Source organism: Streptomyces sp. NPDC006655 (genome assembly GCF_040703965.1).
Lineage (GTDB): Bacteria > Actinomycetota > Actinomycetes > Streptomycetales > Streptomycetaceae > Streptomyces.
The window spans coordinates 1-19849 of record NZ_JBEYJU010000016.1 but is presented as its reverse complement, the minus strand read 5'-3'; the positions used below and the strand labels follow the sequence as shown (position 1 = coordinate 19849).

General features: G+C 72.8%; 20 protein-coding genes. 11 read left to right on the top strand and 9 right to left on the bottom strand.

Features of this window, described 5'->3' with window-relative positions:
• Positions 1 to 15: 15 nt before the first annotated feature.
• Positions 16 to 429, bottom strand: coding sequence for a MarR family winged helix-turn-helix transcriptional regulator (locus AB0958_RS12230; protein ID WP_366890289.1), 414 nt, complete (start codon positions 427 to 429; stop codon positions 16 to 18).
• A gap of 62 nt (positions 430 to 491) precedes the next feature.
• Here AB0958_RS12230 and AB0958_RS12225 point away from each other — a divergent pair, with 62 nt between their 5' ends.
• Together AB0958_RS12225 and AB0958_RS12220 are read left to right on the top strand one after the other, a co-directional pair.
• Positions 492 to 1292 carry an alpha/beta hydrolase gene (locus tag AB0958_RS12225; RefSeq protein WP_366890288.1) on the top strand — a complete coding sequence of 267 codons (801 nt, stop codon included), beginning with the start codon at positions 492 to 494 and terminating at the stop codon, positions 1290 to 1292.
• A 20-nt stretch (positions 1293 to 1312) separates the two neighbouring features.
• A complete protein-coding gene (locus tag AB0958_RS12220) occupies positions 1313 to 1762 on the top strand; it encodes a type II toxin-antitoxin system PemK/MazF family toxin (protein WP_366890286.1) in 450 nt (149 codons plus the stop codon).
• Positions 1763 to 1777: 15 nt separating this feature from the next.
• Here the strand turns inward: AB0958_RS12220 and AB0958_RS12215 are convergent, their stop codons facing one another.
• Positions 1778 to 2605 (bottom strand): TIGR02452 family protein, encoded by an 828-nt coding sequence (locus tag AB0958_RS12215; protein ID WP_366890285.1) that lies wholly within the window; start codon positions 2603 to 2605, stop codon positions 1778 to 1780.
• Between the two features lie 287 nt (positions 2606 to 2892).
• On the opposite strand from AB0958_RS12215, the gene egtA reads away from it, so the two are divergent.
• From egtA to egtD, 4 genes are read left to right on the top strand one after another with little or no spacing between them, the layout of a single operon-like run.
• Complete coding sequence (gene egtA / locus AB0958_RS12210; protein ID WP_366890283.1) at positions 2893 to 4221, top strand: ergothioneine biosynthesis glutamate--cysteine ligase EgtA; 1329 nt, start codon at positions 2893 to 2895, stop codon at positions 4219 to 4221.
• Entirely contained in the window at positions 4218 to 5543 is a 1326-nt protein-coding gene (gene egtB / locus AB0958_RS12205) for an ergothioneine biosynthesis protein EgtB (protein ID WP_366890281.1), read from the top strand. Before egtA ends, egtB begins: the two co-directional genes overlap by 4 nt.
• Positions 5543 to 6352 carry an ergothioneine biosynthesis protein EgtC gene (gene egtC / locus AB0958_RS12200; RefSeq protein WP_366890280.1) on the top strand — a complete coding sequence of 270 codons (810 nt, stop codon included), beginning with the start codon at positions 5543 to 5545 and terminating at the stop codon, positions 6350 to 6352. The genes egtB and egtC overlap by 1 nt, the downstream gene beginning before the upstream one ends.
• A complete protein-coding gene (egtD, locus tag AB0958_RS12195) occupies positions 6349 to 7311 on the top strand; it encodes an L-histidine N(alpha)-methyltransferase (protein WP_366890279.1) in 963 nt (320 codons plus the stop codon). The genes egtC and egtD overlap by 4 nt, the downstream gene beginning before the upstream one ends.
• A gap of 136 nt (positions 7312 to 7447) precedes the next feature.
• On the opposite strand, the gene AB0958_RS12190 is transcribed toward egtD, so the two are convergent.
• Entirely contained in the window at positions 7448 to 8710 is a 1263-nt protein-coding gene (locus AB0958_RS12190) for an extracellular solute-binding protein (RefSeq protein ID WP_366890278.1), read from the bottom strand.
• A 197-nt stretch (positions 8711 to 8907) separates the two neighbouring features.
• Between AB0958_RS12190 and AB0958_RS12185 the strand changes: the two genes are divergently transcribed.
• A complete protein-coding gene (locus tag AB0958_RS12185) occupies positions 8908 to 9123 on the top strand; it encodes a dodecin (protein ID WP_132888014.1) in 216 nt (71 codons plus the stop codon).
• Positions 9124 to 9134: 11 nt separating this feature from the next.
• Here AB0958_RS12185 and AB0958_RS12180 read toward each other — a convergent pair whose 3' ends face one another.
• Positions 9135 to 9626: a hypothetical protein gene (locus AB0958_RS12180; RefSeq protein WP_366890277.1), complete on the bottom strand. Its 492-nt coding sequence runs from the start codon at positions 9624 to 9626 to the stop codon at positions 9135 to 9137.
• An 81-nt stretch (positions 9627 to 9707) separates the two neighbouring features.
• On the opposite strand from AB0958_RS12180, the gene AB0958_RS12175 reads away from it, so the two are divergent.
• The 3 genes from AB0958_RS12175 (at position 9708) to AB0958_RS12165 (ending at position 13431) form a co-directional block, all read left to right on the top strand.
• On the top strand, positions 9708 to 10706 hold the full coding sequence (locus AB0958_RS12175; RefSeq protein ID WP_366890276.1) for an LLM class flavin-dependent oxidoreductase: 999 nt from the start codon (positions 9708 to 9710) through the stop codon (positions 10704 to 10706).
• A 132-nt stretch (positions 10707 to 10838) separates the two neighbouring features.
• Positions 10839 to 11033, top strand: coding sequence for an antitoxin (locus tag AB0958_RS12170; protein WP_366890275.1), 195 nt, complete (start codon positions 10839 to 10841; stop codon positions 11031 to 11033).
• Between the two features lie 58 nt (positions 11034 to 11091).
• Positions 11092 to 13431: an excinuclease ABC subunit UvrA gene (locus tag AB0958_RS12165; RefSeq protein ID WP_366890274.1), complete on the top strand. Its 2340-nt coding sequence runs from the start codon at positions 11092 to 11094 to the stop codon at positions 13429 to 13431.
• Between the two features lie 96 nt (positions 13432 to 13527).
• Here the strand turns inward: AB0958_RS12165 and AB0958_RS12160 are convergent, their stop codons facing one another.
• From AB0958_RS12160 to AB0958_RS12140, 5 genes are all read right to left on the bottom strand, one after another.
• Complete coding sequence (locus AB0958_RS12160; RefSeq protein ID WP_366890273.1) at positions 13528 to 14391, bottom strand: lysophospholipid acyltransferase family protein; 864 nt, start codon at positions 14389 to 14391, stop codon at positions 13528 to 13530.
• On the bottom strand, positions 14391 to 15155 hold the full coding sequence (locus AB0958_RS12155) for a GNAT family N-acyltransferase (RefSeq protein ID WP_366890389.1): 765 nt from the start codon (positions 15153 to 15155) through the stop codon (positions 14391 to 14393). Before AB0958_RS12155 ends, AB0958_RS12160 begins: the two co-directional genes overlap by 1 nt.
• 230 nt (positions 15156 to 15385) lie before the next feature.
• Positions 15386 to 16135 (bottom strand): succinate dehydrogenase/fumarate reductase iron-sulfur subunit, encoded by a 750-nt coding sequence (locus tag AB0958_RS12150; protein WP_366890272.1) that lies wholly within the window; start codon positions 16133 to 16135, stop codon positions 15386 to 15388.
• Entirely contained in the window at positions 16132 to 18078 is a 1947-nt protein-coding gene (locus tag AB0958_RS12145; protein WP_366890270.1) for a fumarate reductase/succinate dehydrogenase flavoprotein subunit, read from the bottom strand. The genes AB0958_RS12150 and AB0958_RS12145 overlap by 4 nt, the downstream gene beginning before the upstream one ends.
• A 1-nt stretch (position 18079) precedes the next feature.
• Positions 18080 to 18751, bottom strand: coding sequence for a succinate dehydrogenase (locus AB0958_RS12140; RefSeq protein WP_366890388.1), 672 nt, complete (start codon positions 18749 to 18751; stop codon positions 18080 to 18082).
• A gap of 119 nt (positions 18752 to 18870) precedes the next feature.
• Between AB0958_RS12140 and AB0958_RS12135 the strand changes: the two genes are divergently transcribed.
• Positions 18871 to 19755 carry a LysR substrate-binding domain-containing protein gene (locus tag AB0958_RS12135; protein WP_366890269.1) on the top strand — a complete coding sequence of 295 codons (885 nt, stop codon included), beginning with the start codon at positions 18871 to 18873 and terminating at the stop codon, positions 19753 to 19755.
• Positions 19756 to 19849 lie beyond the last annotated feature (94 nt).

Here is a 19849-nt window from a genome sequence, read left to right as displayed (position 1 = left end):
GCGCGGCGCGCCCCCTCACTCCCGCGCGTTGAGGCGCTCCAGCAGGCCGAGCAGCGTGGCGCGTTCCGCCGTGGACAGCCCGGCGAAGCAGTCGGCGAGCACCTCCGCGGCCACCGCGTGCCCGGTCTGGAGCGTCCGCTCGCCCTCCGGGGTCAGATGGTGCTGGATCCGCCGCCCGTGGCCCGGTCGCCGTTCCACCAGGCCCTGCGCGACCAGCCGGCCCACCAGCGTGCCGAAGGCCTGCTCGCTCTGGAAAGTGGCCGCCGCCAGCTCCCGCGCGGAGGCGCCCGGTGTCCGGTCCACGGCGCGCAGCGCGTCCCACTGCGCGAGGGTGGTCCCGACGGCCGAGAGCGCGCTGTCCAGCGCCCGGTGCTGCCGGTACTGGGCCTGTTTCACCGCTCTTCCGAGAAGTTGCAGGTCATCGTGCATGGCTCCAGCATAGCCGATGACTAAGCTTGTTTAAATAAACATCCTTAGTTAGAGTCCACGGCATGACGACGCACCGCATCGCCCATGTCTGTCCCGACCTCCCCCTCTCCCTCACCGAGGCCGGCTCCGGCCGCCCGGTACTGGTCCTGCACGGCGGCGGCGGACCCGCCACCGTCGCCGGTCTCGCGGCCCGCCTCGCCGGATCGGCCCACACCGTCGCCCCGGTCCACCCCGGCTGGGACGGCACGCCCCGCCCCGACTGGCTGACCCGCCTCGACGACCTCGCCGTCGCCTACCTGCACCTGCTCCAGGACAACGAGTGGCGCGACGTCCTGGTCATCGGCTCCTCACTGGGCGGCCAACTCGCCGCCGAGATGGCGATACGCGACACGGGCGGCCTGATCACCGGTCTGGTCCTGATCAACGCGGTCGGCGCCGACATCGCCGGCGAACGGGTCACCGACTTCTTCTCGCTCGACCCGCGCGCCCAGGCCGAGCACTCCTGGCACGACCCGGACCGCGTCTACGTCGACCCGGCCACCCTCCCGGCCGCCGAACTCGCCCGCCGCCAGGCCAACATGGCCACCATGCGACTGCTCACGGACGGCGGCCGGATGACCGACCCGAGGCTGCTCCCCCGGCTGGGGCGGGTGCGGCAGCCCGCGTTGGTGATCTGGGGCGAGAGCGACCGGATCGTCACCCCCGCGTACGGAGCCGCCTACGCGAAGGCCTTCCCGCAGGGCCGGTTCGAGCCGATCCCCGAGGCCGGTCACCTTCCGCACCTCGAACGGCCCGACGTGACGGCGGAATTGATCGAGGCGGAGCTGCGCCGCACCGCCACCCCGCCGGTCCCCGCAGGCTGAGGCCGCTTTAGGGTGCCCTCGTGACTGCGTACATCGACGACGAGAGCGTCCCCGGCCGTTACGGCCCCACCGCGACCACCGAGGCCGACCCGAACGAGGTCGGCACGGTGCGCACCGAGTACTCCCCCGCCCACGACGGCGACCCCGACCCCGGTGAGATCGTGTGGACCTGGGTGCCCTTCGAGGAGAACGACGGACGGGGCAAGGACCGGCCGGTCCTGGTCGTCGCCCGGGAGGCGGGCGGCACCCTGCTCGCCGTGCAGCTGTCCAGCAAGCGGCACGACGACGACCGCGAGTGGGTGGCGATCGGCAGCGGGCCCTGGGACCGCTCCGGCCGCGACTCCTGGGTGAACGTGGACCGCGTGCTGCGGCTGCACGAGGACGGGATGCGCCGGGAGGCCTGCGCCCTGGACCGGGGCCGCTTCAACCTCGTGCGCCACCGGCTGCACGAGCGCTACGGCTGGAACTGAGCCGCCGGTCCACCCTCAGGCGCCGAGGGCGGCCCCGCGGAACGCCTCCGTGAAGGCGGCCCGGACCACGGATGCCGGGGCACGGTCCAGGATCCCGAACACCACGTGCTCGAAGTGGCGCGCGAACCGTCCGCCGGGGCCCAGCAGCCCCCGGAAGGCTCCCGCGACCTGCGCGGGGTCGTTCTGGAAGACGCCGCACCCCCAGGCACCGAGGACCAGCCGCCGGTAGCCCTGCGCGGCGGCCACCTCCAGCACCCGCTCGGCCCGGACGGCGAGGGCGCCGGGCACCTCGCCGACGCGTTCGGGGGCGGTACGGCGGATCACACCCGCGTTGGGCGCGGCGGCCGTGAGGAAGCCCGCCCGGTAGGGCTCGGCGAGCAGCGCGCCGCGGTCGTCGCGGAAGACCGGGACGGCCGGGGAGTGGATCACCCGGTCCGAGTAGAACGGGTCGCGGTGGGCGCGGTGGTGGTCGTAGAAGGCGCGGGCGTGCAACTGGCAGGCGTACAGCGCGGAGGCCCGGCACAGGGCCTCCTCCTGCGCCTGCGCGCCGTTCAGGTAGCCGCCACCCGGATTGCGGGCCGAGGCGAAGTTCAGGACGGCCACCGGGGCGTCGGCCAGCCGGCGGGCGGCCTCCAGGCTGCTTTCGCCGGTGACCTCGAAGACCGTGTCCGCGTCGTCGTCTGCCACGACCGGCACGGGCTCCGGGCCGTACAGACGCGTCCCGGCCCGTGCGGCCGCGATGTCGGCCGCCAGCAGGACCTCGCGGCCGTCCGGCGCCCGGTAGGCCCCGGCCGCCACGATCTCCTCGGTCCCCCGCGCGATACCGCGCAGGCGCGCGCTCATGGCGCCACCCCCGTGGACGCCATGACCGCGACCCGCGCGGTCTCCCCCGTCGTGCTCATACCCGCATCCTGGGTGATCCTGGGGATGCCGTGCAACGGAGTTTTCCGGGCTTGAAACAGCCGGAAACGGCCGGAAACACTGGATGAAACGGAGGTTACCGATCTCGAACCTGCCGTTTGGCACCCTTGTGCGAATCCGCGCGGAGGTCTTGGGTGGGAGGGACGATGCCGTCCCGAGCCACCCACGGCCGGGCCGGTGGCATGGTGGAATCTCAGGAGGATCCCTACATGTCCGACTCGATATCCGACGGCGGCGACTGTACCGACGGCTCGGTGAAGACCGACTTCTCGGACGACCGCACCGCTGTCACCGAGGCCGAGGTGGAGGCCCTGGTCAAGGGCATCTGCTTCAAGACGGGACCGCCCCGCACCCTCGGGGTCGAAGTGGAATGGCTGGTCCACGAGCTGCGGCAGCCGCAGCTCCCGGTGACACCCGAACGACTCGAAGCGGCCTACGCCGCACTGCGCACGGTACCCCTGGGCTCGGCACTCACCGTCGAACCCGGCGGCCAGCTGGAGCTGAGCTCGCCGCCCGCCGCCTCCCTGATGGAGTGCATCGGTACCGTCTCCGCCGACCTGGACGCCGTCCGAGCGGTCCTGGCCCGACAGGGCCTCGGCCTGGTGGGCGTCGGTCACGATCCCTGGCACACCCCCCGCCGCTTCCTGCGCGAGCCGCGCTACGACGCGATGGAGGCGTGCCTGGACCGCACCGGCACGGCGGGCCGCCACATGATGTGCGCCTCGGCCTCCGTGCAGGTCTGCCTGGACGCCGGCCACGAGGAGCCCGGCCCGCTGGGCCACGCGCGCCGCTGGTGGCTGGCCCATCAGCTGGGTCCGGTGCTGGTCGCCGCGTTCGCCAACAGTCCGCTGATCGGGCACCGGCCCACCGGCTGGGTCTCCACCCGCCAGCTGCTGTGGATGGAGATCGGCGCGGGGCGCGCGGGCGCGCCCCCGCTGGACGGTGATCCGCGAGCTGCGTGGGCCCGGCACGTCCTCGACGCGCCGGTGATGTGCGTACGACGGGACGGCGGCCCGTGGGAGGTGCCCGAGGACCTCACCTTCCGGGCGTGGACCCGTTCGGGTACGCCCACCAGGGAGGATCTCGCGTACCACCTGACGACGCTGTTCCCGCCGGTCAGGCCGCGCGGCCACCTGGAACTGCGGATGATCGACGCGCAACCCGGCGACGACGGGTGGATCGTGCCGCTGGCGGTGACGGCGGCGCTGTTCGACGACCCGGAGGCCGCCGAGACCGCGTACCGGACGGTGAAGCCGCTGGCCGAGCGGGCCCGGTCGCGCCCGGCCCCGCACAACCCGCTGTGGCTGGACGCGGCCCGCACCGGGCTCGGCGACCCGGAGCTGCGGGAGGCGGCCGACGGCTGCTTCACGGCCGCGCTGCGGGCCCTGCCGCGGCTGGGCGCGACCCCCGAGGTCGTCGCCGCCGTCCGGGAGCACCGGGACCGGTACGTGCTGCGGGGCCGCAGCCCGGCCGACGACCTGCTGGACCGACTGCGCGGCACGGCGGGTCGCGCCCACGAGAGGGAAATCAGCGCATGACCGAGACCGAGACCGACATCGATATCGAGACGCTGCGGGAGCGGGCGCTGCGCTCCCTGACCACGGCGCGGGCCCGCACCACGCTCCTCACCGACTGCGTCGAGGAACCCGACCTCACCGCCCAGCACTCCCCGTTGATGTCCCCGCTGGTCTGGGACCTCGCGCACATCGGCAACCAGGAGGAGCTCTGGCTGCTGCGCAACGTCGGCGGCCGGGAGGCGATGCGCCCCGAGATCGACAGCCTGTACGACGCCTTCGAGCACCCGCGGTCCGAGCGGCCCTCACTGCCGCTGCTCCCGCCCGCCGAGGCCCGGCGGTACGCGGCGGAGGTGCGCGGCCGGGCGCTCGACCTGCTGGAGGGGGCGGCGTTCGGTGACAGCCGGCTGACCGAGGCGGGCTTCGCCTTCGGGATGATCGCGCAGCACGAACAGCAGCACGACGAGACGATGCTGATCACCCATCAGCTCCGCCAGGGTCCACCGGCTCTGACCGCGCCCGACCCCGACCCGGCGCCGCCGTTCACCGGACCGGCCGAAGTCCTGGTGCCCGGCGGTCCGTTCACCATGGGCACCTCCACCGAGCCCTGGGCGCTGGACAACGAGCGCCCCGCGCACCGGCGGGAGGTGGCGCCCTTCTGGATCGACACGACCCCCACCACCAACGCCCAGTACCTGGCGTTCATCGAGGACGGCGGCTACGAGCAGGAGCGCTGGTGGACCCCGGAGGGCTGGGCGCACGTCCGGGAACACGGCATCCACGCCCCGCTGTTCTGGCGGCGCGAGGACGGCCGGTGGCTGCGCCGCCGGTTCGGGATCACGGAACTCGTGCCGCCCGAGGAGCCGGTGCTGCACGTGAGCTGGTACGAGGCGGACGCCTACGCCCGTTGGGCCGGCCGCCGGCTGCCCACCGAGGCCGAGTGGGAGAAGGCGGCCCGGCACGACCCGGTCGCGAACCGTTCGCGCCGCTACCCGTGGGGCGACGCCGACCCCACCCCGGTCCACGCCAACCTGGGCCAGCGGCATCTGCGGCCCGCTCCGGCGGGCAGCTACCCCGAGGGGGAGTCGCCGCTGGGCGTACGGCAGTTGATCGGCGACGTGTGGGAGTGGACGTCGAGCGACCTGCTCCCCTACCCCGGCTTCAGCGCCTTCCCGTACAAGGAGTACTCGGAGGTGTTCTTCGGCCCCGAGTACAAGGTGCTGCGCGGCGGTTCGTTCGCCGTGGACCAGGTGGCCTGCCGGGGCACGTTCCGCAACTGGGACTACCCGATCCGGCGGCAGATCTTCTCCGGCTTCCGCACCGCCCGGACCGCGGAGACGGCCTGATGTGCCGCCACCTGGCCTGTCTGGGTCCCGAGGAGCCGCTGGGCCGGCTCCTCGTGGCGCCCGCGCACTCCCTGTACCGCCAGTCGTGGGCACCGCGGCGGCAGCGGTACGGGACGGTCAACGCCGACGGTTTCGGGGTGGGCTGGTACGCCCCGGAGGATCCGCAGCCGGCCCGCTACCGGCGGGCCGGGCCGATCTGGGCCGACCAGTCCTTCGCCGACCTGGCCCGGGTGGTGCGCACCGGCGCGCTGCTCGCCGCCGTCCGGGACGCGACCCTGGCCGGTGCCGACGCGGAGGCCGCGGCGGCGCCGTTCGCCGCGGGCCGCTGGCTGTTCAGCCACAACGGAGCGGTCCCCGGCTGGCCGCGGTCCCTGGCCCCGCTCGTCCCGCTGCTGCCCCCGGCCGACCTGCTGGCGATGGAGGCACGGACCGACTCGGCGTTCGTCTGGGCGCTGGCGCTGCACCGGCTGCGGTCCGGCGCGGAACCGGGCCCGGCCCTTGCCGAAACGGTTCTCCAGGTGGCCGGGGCCGCGCCCGCCGCCCGCCTCAACCTCCTGCTCACCGACGGCGAGACCATCGCCGCCACCGCCTGGGGCGACAGCCTCTTCTACCTCTCGGAACCCGGCCACCGCACCGTCGTCGCCTCCGAGCCGTACGACGACGACCCGCACTGGCGGGAGGTCCCCGACCGCACGCTGCTCACCGCGAGCCGCGACGGCGTCGAACTCGCGCCGGTCGAGCCCGCCCCGGTGGAGTCCGCCCAGGTCGAGGACCCGGCCTCCGCATCCCCGAAGGAGCCCTGTTCGTGAGTCCCCTCCGTGTCACCCGCACCCTTCCCGAGGACGCGACGGACGCCGCGCTGCGCGCCGACGTCCTGAACGGCCTCACCGCCACCCCCAAGACGCTGCCGCCGAAGTGGTTCTACGACGCCCGGGGCAGCGAACTCTTCGAGCGCATCACCGAGTTGCCCGAGTACTACCCGACCAGGGCCGAGCGGGAGATCCTGCTCACCCGCTCGGGCGAGATCGCCGCCGCGAGCGGTGCCCGCACCCTGGTCGAGCTGGGCTCGGGCTCCTCCGAGAAGACCCGGCTGCTCATCGACGCGCTCACCGCCCTCGAGGTGTACGTCCCGGTCGACGTCAGCGAGAGCGCGCTCACGCAGGCCGGTCAGGCCCTCGTCGCGGAGCGGCCGGGGCTGACCGTGCACGCCCTGATCGCCGACTTCACCGGCCGGATGGCGTTGCCCGAGGCGCCGGGGCCGCGGCTGCTGGCGTTCCTCGGCGGCACCATCGGCAATCTGCTGCCTGCCGAGCGGGCCGCCTTCCTGGCCTCCGTCCGGGGGCTGCTCGCGCCCGGTGACGCGCTGCTGCTCGGCACCGACCTGGTCAAGGACGAGGACGTGCTGGTCAGGGCGTACGACGACGCGGCCGGGGTGACGGCCGAGTTCAACAAGAACGTGCTGGCCGTCGTGGACCGGGAGCTGGACGCCGACTTCGACCCGGACGCCTTCGACCACGTCGCCCTGTGGGACGCCGAGCAGGAGTGGATCGAGATGCGGCTGCGCTCGCGCGTCGCGCAGACCGTGAAGGTGCCCGCGCTCGATCTCGCCGTGGACTTCGCGGCGGGCGAGGAGTTGCGCACCGAGGTGTCGGCGAAGTTCCGGCGGGACGGGGTGACCGCGGAACTGGCGGCGGCCGAGCTGGAGTTGACGCACTGGTGGACCGACTCGGAGGGGCGTTTCGCGCTGTCGCTGAGCGTCGCCCGTTGAGTCGACGGTCTGGTCCAACTCCGATGTGAGTGCCGAGCCTCGTCGCCGGTCGTCTGCGGCGCCATCGTGGCTGGTCGCGCAGTTCCTCCCCCAGCCTTCGGCCGGGGGTACCCCCAGCGCCCCTTTGGGGCGCGGCTCAGCCGAAGTTCGGTGCGAGCAGCTCGGTGATCCGCCGGGAGGCGCGGCGGGCCTCGGTCGTGGGGTCCGCGCCGTCGAGCACCCTGGTCATGTAGCCCTTGATCGGGTTGTCGGCCTCGACCGCCGGCCAGTCCGGGGTGTGGGGGGTCGCGCGCCCCCGCGCGGCCCCCGCCGCCATGGCGGCGACCCCGGGCTCCCCGGCGACCGCGCCGGCCAGCGTGGTCTTGTTGGGCACGTAGTTCATGGTGCGGGCCAGTTCGGTGTCCCACTTGGCCCCGGTCAGTGCGCCGACGACGGCGGTCGCGTCGTAGGGCCGGTCGGTGTTCTGCGGTACGACGAGGTCCGAGCCGCCGGTGAAGACGGCACCGGGGTGGTCGGCGGTGAGCCCCGGCACCGGGAAGTAACCGATCTCGTCCTTGAGTTCGGGGTTCTCCTGCACGACGGACTGGACGAGGCCGGGCACCGCGACGATCTGCGCGACCTTGCCGCCCGCGAACACCGAAGCTTGCGGCGGGTGTTCCTCGTCGGCGTCGACGGGCCCCCGGCCGAGTGCCTGGAGCCGCCGGTAGAAGTCCATCCCGCGCAGCGCGGCCGGACTGTCCAGGGTCCCCTTCCAGCCGCCGTCGGTCTCCCGGGCGAGGTCGCCGCCTTCGTCCCAGACGAACCCGGAGAGGGTGTACCAGTCCTGTCCGGCCAGGTATATCCCCTGGTTCCCACGGGAGTTCAGCCTTGCGGTGTCGGCCAGCCACTGGGCCCGGGTCTTCGGCGGCGAGGTGATGCCCGCCTTGGCGAACAGGTCCTTGCGGTAGATGACCACGCGGTTCGCGGCGTACCAGGGGATGCCGTACTGGCGGGAGTCGTCGCTGCCGGGTTCGGCGAGTCCGGGCAGCCAGTGCTCCTTGCCCCAGTCGCGCATCGACTCCAGCGTCAGGTCGGTGAGCCGTCCGTCCTCGACGTACTCGGGGACCTGCGTGTTGCCGACCTCGATGACGTCGGGGCCGTCGCCGGAGCCGTCCTTCAGCGCGGCCTGGACCTTGGCGACGATCCCGGACCACTGCTGGACCCGGATGTCGAGCCGGATGTCCTGGTGGGTGTGTTCGAAGTCGGCGGTGAACCGGCGCAGGAAGTCCGGCGAGGCGCTGTTCTGCATCAGCCACACCGTCACGGTGTGCCGCCCGCCCCCACTGCCCGGCAGCACTCCACAGGCGCTCAGCAGGGCGGCGGACACACAGACGAGGGCGAGCGGGCGGCGACGTCTCACTGCGGGGGTCCTGTTCTGTCTGGGCGGACAGCGAAGGGGCCCGGCGTGGGGGAACGAGCAAGGGTGCCCGTACGGGTGTACGGGATTTTGGTATGGACCAATGCGAAGGGTCAAGGGCTGTCAGCTGTTCGGAACCGATGTCTCGCGTTCCGCTTCCGCGTGCGGCACGGTGGAGTGACGACGAGAGGAGCTTCCCGATGACGAACCACACCTACCGGGTCACCGAGATCGTCGGCACCTCGCACGAAGGCCTCGACCAGGCCATCCGCAACGGTGTCGCCCGCGCCGGCCAGACCCTGCGCAACCTGGACTGGTTCGAGGTGACGCAGGTCAGGGGCCAGATCGAGAACGGGCAGATCGAGCACTACCAGGTGGGCCTGAAGGTGGGCTTCCGCATCGACGACGGGGACTGAGGCGCGGCCGCTCAGGTCCGCCCCTCCCCTTCCTGGGCCTGCTCCAGCACGGCCGAGCGGTCGGCCCAGCGGGCCCGTACGACGGTGAACCCGGCCCGTTCGGCGTCGTCGCACACCAGCTCGTCGTCATCGACCAGGACGCGGATCTCCCGGCGTTCGGCGAGACGGCGCAGGATCTCCAGCTTGGTGTGCCGGGCGGGCCTGCGGTCGGCGTTGCGCCGCATGTGCACCCGGCCCTCGGGCAGCCCGTGCGCGACGAGCCAGTCCAGCGTGTCGCGGCGGCAGCGCTCGGGCCTGCCGGTCAGGTAGACGATCTCGCACTCCGCCGCGCTCGCCACGGCCAGCGCGATCCCCTCGGCGAGCGGCGGATCGTGCGGCGCGGCCGCGAAGAACGCGTCCCAGTCCCGGGGTCTGCGCTCCAGGAACCGCTGCCGGTGCGCGGTGTCGGCGAGGGTGTTGTCGATGTCGAACACGGCGACCGGCCGCTTGCTGCTCTCTGTCACAGGGCAACCCTAGAACGGCGCGCCGGACCGGCCCGGTCGGGCGTCCGGGAATCCTTCGGCCGCCCGGGTGTTGAACCCTCTGTGAACGCAGTCATCGCCCGGACCAGGTTCTCCGTCCTCGACCGCTCGCGCACCCGGGAGGGGGACACGCCCGGCGAGGCGCTGCGGGACACCGTGGCGCTGGCCCGGGAGGTGGAGGCCCTCGGCTACCACCGCTTCTGGGTGTCGGAGCACCACGGTGTGCCCGGAGTCGCCGGTTCGGCGCCGACGGTGCTGGCCGCCGCCGTGGCGGGCGCGACCCGGACCGTGCGGGTGGGCACCGGTGGCGTCATGCTGCCCAACCACCGGCCGCTGGTCGTGGCCGAGCAGTTCGGGGTGCTGGAGTCGCTGTTCCCGGGCCGGATCGACATGGGCCTCGGCCGGTCCGTGGGCTTCACCGACGGGGTGCGCAGGGCGCTGGGCCGCGACAAGGGCGACGCCGAGGACTTCGCGGCACAACTCGGCGAGCTGCTCGGCTGGTTCGAGGGGACCTCACCGACCGGTGTGCGGGCCCGTCCCGCGCAGGGGCTGCGGGTGCCGCCGTTCGTGCTGGCGATGGGCGAGGGCGCGGACGTCGCGGCGCGCGCCGGGCTGCCCCTGGTCATCGGCGACCTGCGCCGCCGGGACACGATGCGCCGCGGCATCGACCACTACCGCGACCGCTTCCGCCCGTCCCCGTGGGCCGCCGAGCCGTACGTCATGATCTCGGGGACGGTCGCCGTCGCCGACACCCCCGAGGCCGCCCGGCGGCTGCTGATCCCGGAGGCCTGGTCGATGGCGTACTCACGCACCCACGGCACCTTCCCCCCGCTGCCCCCGGCCGACACCGTGGCGGCACGGCCGATGACCGCCAAGGAGCGCGGCTTCTACGAGTCCGGGCTCACCGGCCACATCGCCGGGACGGCGGACCAGGTGGCGCACGAGCTGGAGACGGTGCTGAAGGAGACCGCCGCGGACGAGGTACTGGTCACCACCAGTACCTACGACCGCACGGCCCTCCTGGACTCCTACCGGCGGCTGGCCGCGCTCGTGAACCCGTAGACGACCGCGGGCCGGCTTCTTCCGAGTCGGCGCAGGCATGCCGGGCCCGTACGGGGACACCCGCCGAGATGCGGACCCGGCCCGGGCCGGTGACGCTGGGGAGGTAAGCCGCAACCAGCGAGGAGGGCTGCCATGTCGATGCTGGACAAGCTCAAGGGGATGCTGAAGGGGCACGAGGACCAGGCCAAACGGGGCGTCGACAAGGGCGGTGACATGATCGACCAGCGAACCGGGAACAAGTACCAGTCCCAGGTCGACATGGCCCAGAAGCAGGCCGACGACTACATCGACCGGAGTCGCGACCAGGGGAACCCGCCTCCGCAGTAGGGGACGCACGGGCTACGATCGCCGGGTCTGCCCCCGCGCCGACACGGAGTCCCGCCCGATGCAGAGCCCCCACGATCCCTTCGTCCGCGTCCGTGGCGCCCGTGAGCACAACCTCAAGGGCGTCGACGTGGACGTGCCCCGGGACGTGCTGGCCGTCTTCACCGGCGTGTCCGGCTCGGGGAAGTCGTCCCTGGCCTTCGGCACGATCTACGCCGAGGCCCAGCGGCGCTACTTCGAGTCGGTCGCGCCGTACGCGCGCCGGCTGATCCACCAGGTCGGGGCGCCCAGGGTCACGGAGATCAGCGGGCTGCCGCCGGCGGTCTCGCTCCAGCAGCGCCGCTCCGCCCCCACCTCCCGCTCCTCGGTCGGCACGGTCACCAACCTCTCCAACTCCCTGCGGATGCTGTTCTCACGCGCCGGTGACCGTCCGCCGGGCGCCGCACGGCTGGATTCGGACGCGTTCTCCCCGAACACGGCGGTCGGCGCCTGCCCGGAGTGCCACGGCCAGGGACGTGTGCACCGTACGACCGAACAGTCGCTGGTCCCGGATCCCTCGCTGTCGATCCGCGAGGGCGCGATCGCCGCCTGGCCGGGCGCCTGGCAGGGCAAGAACCTGCGGGACATCCTGGACGCCCTCGGCCACGACGTGGACCGGCCCTGGCGCGAACTGCCCGCCGCGCAGCGCGAGTGGATCCTCTTCACCGACGAGCAGCCCGTGGTCACCGTGCACCCGGTCCGGGACGCCGACCGTATCCAACGCCCCTACCAGGGCACCTACATGAGCGCCCGCCGGTATGTGCTGAAGACCTTCGCGGACTCCAAGAGCCCGGCCCTGCGGGCGCGGGCGGAGCGGTTCCTGACCAGTGCGCCCTGCCCGGTGTGCGGGGGCGGCAGGCTGCGTCCGGAGGCGCTCGCGGTGACCTTCGGCGGCCGTAACATCGCCGAACTCGTCGCGTTGCCGCTGACCGAACTGGCCGGACTCCTCGGCGCCGCGGGCGGTTCGGAGACCGTCCGGGTGCTCACAGGTGACCTCACCTCCCGGATCGCCCCGGTCGTCGAGCTGGGCCTCGGCTATCTCAGCCTGGACCGTGCGACGCCCACCCTCTCGGCGGGCGAGCTCCAGCGCCTGCGCCTGGCCACGCAGCTGCGCTCCGGGCTCTTCGGTGTCGTGTACGTCCTGGACGAGCCGTCGGCCGGGCTGCACCCGGCGGACACCGAGGCGCTGCTCACGGTCCTCGAACGGCTCAAGTCGGCCGGGAACTCGGTGTTCGTGGTGGAGCACCACCTGGACGTGATGCGCGGCGCCGACTGGCTGGTGGACGTGGGTCCGCGCGCCGGGGAGCACGGCGGGGAGGTGCTGCACAGCGGGCCGGTGGCGGAGCTGGCGAAGGTCGCCGGGTCGGCCACGGCCCGCTACCTCTTCGACGAGTCCCCCGTGCCGTCGCGCAGGCCCCGGCCCGCGAGGGGCTCGCTGCGGATCGGGCCGGTCACCCGGCACAACCTGCGCGAGGTCACCGCCGAGTTCCCGCTCGGCGTCCTCACCGCGGTCACCGGGGTCTCCGGATCGGGCAAGTCGACGCTGATCGGCGAGATCACCGGGGAACTGGCCGGCGTCGGCCGGCTGGTGTCGGTCGACCAGAAGCCGATCGGCCGCACCCCGCGTTCCAACCTGGCCACCTACACCGGTCTGTTCGACGTCGTACGGAAGGTGTTCGCCGCCACCGACCAGGCGGCGCAGCGCGGTTACGGCGTGGGCCGGTTCTCCTTCAACGTCGCGGGCGGCCGGTGCGAGACCTGCCAGGGCGAGGGCTTCGTCAGCGTGGAGCTGCTGTTCCTGCCGAGCACCTACGCGCCCTGCCCGGACTGCGGCGGGGCCCGCTACAACCCGGAGACGCTCCAGGTGTCGTACCGGGGCCGGAACATCGCCGAAGTGCTGGACCTGACGGTGGAGGGCGCCGCCGGGTTCTTCGCGGACACCCCCGCCGTGGCGCGCAGTCTGGCCGCCCTGCTCGACGTGGGGCTCGGCTATCTGCGCCTGGGACAGCCCGCCACGGAACTGTCCGGCGGCGAGGCGCAACGGATCAAACTGGCCAACGAGTTGCAGCGCGGCCGGCGCGGTCACACCCTCTATCTCCTGGACGAGCCGACGACGGGACTGCATCCGGCCGACGTCGAGGTGCTGATGCGGCAGCTGCACGGGCTGGCCGACGCGGGGCACACCGTCGTGGTCGTGGAGCACGACATGTCCGTGGTCGCGGGCGCCGACTGGGTGATCGACCTGGGCCCGGGCGGCGGCGACCGGGGCGGCCGGATCGTGGCGGCGGGTCCGCCGGCCGAGGTGGCGCGGGCCGAGGGCAGCGTCACGGCTCCCTATCTCTCCCGCGTCCTCGCCCGGTGACCTCCGCACCCGCGTCCGGCCGTACCGGAGGTGCGGGCGCGGGCGCGGCCGACCCGGAGCCCGCCCACCGGAACCGGCCGGCTGCGACGACGGTGGCTACGGCGTCGACCCGCCGAGACACAACGGGGAGAGCGGCCACGTGGCACCCGGCTCGGGGTTCACCAGGGCCGCGTGCGTCCAGGCCGGCTCGTGGGCCGGCGGCTGGGCGGCGCGGGCGAGGGCGCGCCGGTCCGGGTGGCTGCCGGCCGGTATCAACGGCCGTACGTCCACCTCGGCCACCAGGCCACGGGTCGACACCACCCGCCACAGGGAGGCCAGCAGGGTGTCCTGGCCGACATAGGCGGGCACGGTGCTGGCCCCTCCTGCGGCCAGCCGGTACCGCAGCCGCACCGGCTGCACGGGCGCGCCGGCGTCCAGCGCCGCCTGGAACACGGCCCGGCGGAAGCGTCCCTGCGCCCGGCCGCACCAGGTGCTGCCCTCGGGGAAGGCGACCACCGCGGCCCCTTCCCGCAGCGCCCCGGCGATCCGGGCGACGGTGCCCGGCAGCGCGCGCAGCCGGTCACGGTCGATGAACAGGGCCCCGGCCCCGGCCACCAGCGCGCCGGCCACCGGCCACGTGCGGATCTCCTGCTTGGCGAGCATCCGCGCCGGCCGGACGGAGGCCAGCAGCGGTATGTCCAGCCAGGAGATGTGGTTGGCGACGAGCAGCACACCGCCGGTGCCCGGCACGCTGCCGGTGAGCCGGACCCGGACGCCCGCGGCCCGCACCAGCAGCCGGCAGAACCGCCGCACCCACTCGGCGGGGATCCTGCCGCCGAGCGGGAGCAGCGCGATCGCGGTCAGCATCAGGGCCACGACCGCGGCGAACCGCAGCACGGCCCGGGGGACGGCCGTGAGGGACCCCGCGCGTTCCACACACGCGCCCGGGGTGCAGGGCGCGCTGGGCAGCCAGACGCTCATCAGGCCGGGACGAGCGACAGGAAGTGCCGCAGATAGCGCGCGTTGACGCGGCGCATCGACAGCAGCACGTACAGGTCGGCGACCCCGAAGTCCGGGTCGTGCGCGGGCGCGCCGCACACCCAGGCGCCGAGGCGCAGGTAGCCGCGCAGCAGCGCGGGGAGGTCGGCGCGGCCCTCGGGAGCGGGACCGCCGGGCACCCAGGGCCGCAGCGGCCGTACCCGGAACTCCTCCGGGGCGAGGTGCTTGGCCTGGACCAGGTCCCAGGTGGCGGCAGCGAGGGCGCCGCCGTCGGCGAGCGGGACGGAGCAGCAGCCGGCCAGCCACTCGTGGCCGCGGTCCACCATGTAGCGGGCTATGCCGGCCCAGATGAGGCCGATGACGGCGCCGTCGCGGTGCGCGGGGTGCACACAGGAACGGCCGACCTCGACCAGACCGGAGCGGATGCCGTCGAGCCGGGACAGGTCGAACTCCCCGTCGGAGTACAGGCGGCCGGCGACCGCGGCACGCTCCGGGGGCAGCAGCCGGTAGGTGCCGACGACCTCGCCGGTGAGGGCCTCGCGGATGAGGAGGTGGTCGCAGTACGCGTCGAAGGCGTCCGCGTCCAGTCCCGGCTCCGGCCCGTCGAGCCGGGCGCCCATCTCTCCGGCGAACACGTGGTGGCGCAGTCGCTGTGCGGCCCGGACGTCGTCCTCGTCACGGGCGAGCTGCACCAGATAGCCTGCGCCCCCGGGCGGGGCGGCGAGGGCGGGGGGTGAGGCGGGCATGGCGGTCATGGAGGTCTCCTGCGCCGAGCGGTAGCTGAGGAAATCTGCACCTGCTTTCTTCCGTGGCAGGCTGGACTCGGCGTGACATGCGCGGGACCCGTGGATGTGGGACTGCTGAATGCCGGGAGACCCGACGGCCACCCGGACGCGCGAGACGGGGCCGGGGAGCACCGACCCCGACCCCGCCCGTTCGCACCTTTCGGCGAACGTTCACCGAAGCGCCGCGGGCGCTACCGCTTCCCCGCCTTCCGGGTCGCCCGCAGCCACTCCTTGTTCATGCTCGTGATGGACACCAGCGGAATCCCCTTCGGGCACGCCGTCGCGCACTCCCCCGCCAGCGTGCACCCACCGAACCCCTCGGCGTCCATCTGCGCCACCATGTCCAGCACCCGCGTCTCCCGCTCGGGCGCCCCCTGCGGCAGGACGTTCAGGTGGTTCACCTTGGCGGACGTGAACAGCATCGCCGCCCCGTTCGGGCAGGCCGCGACACACGCCCCGCACCCGATGCACTCCGCGTGCTCGAACGCGAAGTCGGCGTCGGCCTTCGGCACCGCAGTGGCATGGGCCTCCGGCGCCGAACCGGTGGGCGCGGTGACGTACCCGCCGGCCTGGATGATCCGGTCGAACGCGGACCGGTCCACGACCAGGTCCTTGATCACCGGGAACGCGGACGCCCGCCACGGCTCGATGTCGATCGTGTCGCCGTCCTTGAAGGACCGCATGTGCAGCTGGCAGGTGGTGGTGCGCTCCGGCCCGTGCGCGTCCCCGTTGATCACCAGCGAGCACGCGCCGCAGATGCCCTCACGGCAGTCGTGGTCGAAGGCCACCGGGTCCTCGCCGCGCAGGATGAGTTCCTCGTTGAGGGTGTCGAGCATCTCCAGGAAGGACATGTCGGAGGAGATGCCGTCCACCTCGTACGTGGACATCGCGCCGTCGGCGTCGGCGTTCTTCTGCCGCCAGACGCGCAGGGTGAGCTTCATGCGTAGCTCCGCTGGGTGGGGTGGACGTACTCGAAGACCAGGTCTTCCTTGTGCAGCACCGGGGCGTCCCCGGTGCCGGTGAACTCCCAGGCGGCCGCGTACGCGAACTCGTCGTCCTTGCGGGCGGCCTCGCCGTCGGGCGTCTGGGACTCCTCCCGGAAGTGGCCGCCGCAGGACTCGGCGCGGTGCAGCGCGTCGAGGCACATCAGCTCGGCCAGTTCCAGGTAGTCGACGATGCGGTTGGCCTTCTCCAGGGACTGGTTGAACTCCTCGCCGGTCCCCGGGACCTTGATCCGCCGCCAGAACTCCTCGCGGATCTGCGGAATGCGCTCGAGTGCCTTGCGCAGCCCCGCGTCCGTCCGGGCCATGCCGCAGAACTCCCACATCAGTTCGCCGAGTTCACGGTGGAAGGAGTCCGGCGTGCGGTCGCCGTCGACGGAGAGCAGCAGGTTCAGCCGGTCCTCCGTCTCGGCCAGCACCTCCTGGACGACGGGGTGTTCGGCCGTCACCGGTTCCTGGTGGGGGTGGCGGGCGAGGTAGTCGTTGATGGTGGCCGGGAGCACGAAGTAGCCGTCGGCGAGGCCCTGCATCAGCGCGCTCGCCCCGAGCCGGTTGGCGCCGTGGTCGGAGAAGTTGGCCTCGCCGATCGCGAACAGGCCGGGGACGGTGGTCTGGAGGTCGTAGTCGACCCACAGCCCGCCCATCGTGTAGTGCACGGCGGGATAGATCCGCATCGGCACCTGGTACGGATCCTCGTCGGTGATCCGCTGGTACATGTCGAAGAGGTTGCCGTACTTGGCCTCGACGGCCCCCCGTCCCATCCGCTTGATGGCGTCGGCGAAGTCCAGGTAGACGCCCTGCCCGCCCGGGCCGACGCCGCGGCCCTCGTCGCAGACGTTCTTCGCGGCGCGGGAGGCGATGTCACGCGGGACCAGGTTGCCGAAGGACGGGTAGATGCGCTCCAGGTAGTAGTCGCGCTCGTCCTCGGGGATCTGGTTCGCCGGTCGGCTGTCGCCCTTGGCCTTGGGCACCCAGATCCGGCCGTCGTTGCGCAGCGACTCGCTCATCAGGGTGAGCTTTGACTGGTGGTCGCCGGTGCGCGGGATGCAGGTGGGGTGGATCTGGGTGAAGCACGGGTTGGCGAAGTACGCGCCGCGCCGGTGTGCCCGCCAGATCGCGGTGGCGTTGGAGTTCATGGCGTTCGTCGACAGGTAGAAGACGTTGCCGTACCCACCGCTCGCCAGGACGACGGCGTCCGCGAAGTACGTGTCGATCTTCCCCGTGATCAGGTCCCGGGCCACGATCCCGCGGGCCCGTCCGTCGACGACGATCACGTCGAGCATCTCGGTGCGCGGGTGCATCTCCACGTTGCCCGCGGCGATCTGCCGGCTCAGTGCCTGGTACGCCCCGAGGAGCAGCTGCTGGCCCGTCTGGCCGCGGGCGTAGAAGGTCCGGGACACCTGGACGCCGCCGAACGACCGGGTGTCGAGCAGACCGCCGTACTCACGGGCGAACGGCACGCCCTGCGCCACGCACTGGTCGATGATCTCGACGGAGATCTGCGCCAGGCGGTGGACGTTGGACTCGCGGGCGCGGAAGTCGCCGCCCTTGACGGTGTCGTAGAACAGGCGGTGCACGGAGTCGCCGTCGTTGCGGTAGTTCTTCGCCGCGTTGATGCCGCCCTGCGCGGCGATGGAATGGGCGCGGCGCGGGGAGTCCTGGTAGCAGAACTGGACGACGTGGTAGCCCTGTTCGGCGAGGGTCGCGCCGGCGGAGCCACCCGCGAGGCCGGTGCCCACGACGATCACCGTGTGCTTGCGCCGGTTGGCTGGGTTGACCAGTCTGGCCTCGAACCGGCGCTTGTCCCAGCGCTCGTGGACGGGCCCGGAGGGCGCCTTGGTGTCGGCGACGGGTGCGCCGGTGACGTAGTCGGTGTAGGTCATGTCAGCTCACCACTCCGGTCATGACGCCCACGGGTACGGCGATGAAGCCGGCCGTGAGCAGCAGCGCGAGGACGTTCGCGACGGTCTTCAAGGCGCGGTCGCGGGTGCGGCTGCCGGCGCCGAGGGTCTGGGCGGCGCTCCAGAAGCCGTGCCGCACGTGCAGGCCGAGGGCGAGCATCGCGACGATGTAGATGACGTTGCCGTACCAGGTGGAGAAGGTGTCCACGACGTTCTGGTACGGGTGGCCGGGCTGGAAGCCGCCGGAGTGCACGGTGCCGGTGGTCAGGTCCAGGATGTGCCAGACGATGAAGAGGCCGAGGATGATCCCGCCCCAGCGCATGGTGCGGGTGGCGTAGGACGCCCGGGGCTTCTTGTGCACGTACTTGCTGGGGCGGGCCCTGATGTCCCGGCGGCTGAGCTGGTAGGCGGACGTGGCGTGGGCCACCACGGCGACGACCAGGACGATCCGGATGAGCCAGAGCGTCCACTCGTAGTGCATGAACGGTTCGCCGACGGTGCGCAGCCAGTGCGCGTAGTGGTTGAACTCGCCGGCCCCGAAGAAGATCTTCAGGTTGCCGATCATGTGGACGACCAGGTACAGCAGCATGATCAGGCCGCTGACCGCCATGACGGTCTTCTTGCCGACGGAGGAGTCCCACACGGTGCGTGCCATGGACGGCCGTCGGTCCGTCCGCGTTGCCAGAGCCATGCTCAGGACGGTAGGCCGCCGAGGGCCGATCGGTCCAAGACATGCTCCGGCTTGATTCGATAGGCACGAGCTATCATGACACCGTGCAGTTCCAGCAGCTTCAGTACTTCGTCGCCGTGGCCGAGACCCGGCACTTCACCCGCGCCGCCGAGCTGGTGCACGTCGCCCAGCCGTCGCTGTCCCAGCAGATCAAGGCGCTGGAGCGGGAGCTGGGGGCGGACCTGTTCCTGCGGGCGCGCGGGAACATCACCCTGACCGACGCGGGCGAGGCGCTGCTGCCGCTGGCCCGGCGGATCCTGGCGGACGCCGACACGGCCCGGCACGAGGTGCAGGAGCTGGCGCAGCTGCGCGGCGGGCGGGTGCGCCTGGGGGCGACGCCGAGTCTGTGCACCGGACTCCTGCCCGACGTGCTGCGCGCCTTCCACGACCGGTACCCGGGGATCCAGCTGCTGATCGAGGAGAGCGGGTCGCACGATCTCGTACGGGAGCTGGCGCGCGGGGCGCTCGACCTGGCGCTGATCGTGCTGCCGCTGCCCCCGGCGTCGCCCGCGCTGACCACGGTGGAGCTGTTGCGGGAGGACCTGGTGGTGGTGTCCGCGCCCGAGGCGACGGTGCCCGGGCGGGGGCGCGGCGGCGTACGGATCGCCGACCTGGAGGGCGAGCGGCTCGTGATGTTCCGGCACGGGTACGACCTGCGGGAACTGACCGTGGCCGCGTGCCGCTCCGCGGGGTTCGAGCCCAGTTTCGCGGTCGAGGGGGGTGAGATGGACGCGGTGCTGGGGTTCGTGCGGGCGGGGCTGGGGGTGGCCGTCGTACCTCGGATGGTCGCCGCTCGGTCGGGGCGGGGGCTGCGGGTCACTCCGTTGGCCAAGCCGGGGTTGCATCGGACCATCGCCTTGGCGCACCGGAGCGATGTGGCGCCGCCACGGGCCGCCAGGGAGTTGCAGAGGATGCTGCTGGAGAGGTGAGGGAGCGTGGTCGGGTGCGGGCGCGTGGGGGCTGGTCGCGCAGTTCCCCGCGCCCCTTTCAGGGGCGCCACGTGTACGCCCCTGAAAGGGGCGC

What these genes read in the sequence shown, in the direction of transcription:
- egtB (WP_366890281.1), top strand. Translation starts at nt 4,218, where the DNA reads ATGACCGAGACCGAGACCGACATCGATATCGAGACGCTGCGGGAGCGG.
- AB0958_RS12150 (WP_366890272.1), bottom strand. Translation starts at nt 16,135, where the DNA reads ATGAAGCTCACCCTGCGCGTCTGGCGGCAGAAGAACGCCGACGCCGAC.
- AB0958_RS12225 (WP_366890288.1), top strand. Translation starts at nt 492, where the DNA reads ATGACGACGCACCGCATCGCCCATGTCTGTCCCGACCTCCCCCTCTCC.
- egtC (WP_366890280.1), top strand. Translation starts at nt 5,543, where the DNA reads ATGTGCCGCCACCTGGCCTGTCTGGGTCCCGAGGAGCCGCTGGGCCGG.
- AB0958_RS12140 (WP_366890388.1), bottom strand. Translation starts at nt 18,751, where the DNA reads ATGGCACGCACCGTGTGGGACTCCTCCGTCGGCAAGAAGACCGTCATG.
- AB0958_RS12160 (WP_366890273.1), bottom strand. Translation starts at nt 14,391, where the DNA reads ATGAGCGTCTGGCTGCCCAGCGCGCCCTGCACCCCGGGCGCGTGTGTG.
- AB0958_RS12165 (WP_366890274.1), top strand. Translation starts at nt 11,092, where the DNA reads ATGCAGAGCCCCCACGATCCCTTCGTCCGCGTCCGTGGCGCCCGTGAG.
- AB0958_RS12155 (WP_366890389.1), bottom strand. Translation starts at nt 15,155, where the DNA reads ATGCCCGCCTCACCCCCCGCCCTCGCCGCCCCGCCCGGGGGCGCAGGC.
- AB0958_RS12215 (WP_366890285.1), bottom strand. Translation starts at nt 2,605, where the DNA reads ATGAGCGCGCGCCTGCGCGGTATCGCGCGGGGGACCGAGGAGATCGTG.
- egtA (WP_366890283.1), top strand. Translation starts at nt 2,893, where the DNA reads ATGTCCGACTCGATATCCGACGGCGGCGACTGTACCGACGGCTCGGTG.
- AB0958_RS12185 (WP_132888014.1), top strand. Translation starts at nt 8,908, where the DNA reads ATGACGAACCACACCTACCGGGTCACCGAGATCGTCGGCACCTCGCAC.
- AB0958_RS12230 (WP_366890289.1), bottom strand. Translation starts at nt 429, where the DNA reads ATGCACGATGACCTGCAACTTCTCGGAAGAGCGGTGAAACAGGCCCAG.
- AB0958_RS12145 (WP_366890270.1), bottom strand. Translation starts at nt 18,078, where the DNA reads ATGACCTACACCGACTACGTCACCGGCGCACCCGTCGCCGACACCAAG.
- AB0958_RS12170 (WP_366890275.1), top strand. Translation starts at nt 10,839, where the DNA reads ATGTCGATGCTGGACAAGCTCAAGGGGATGCTGAAGGGGCACGAGGAC.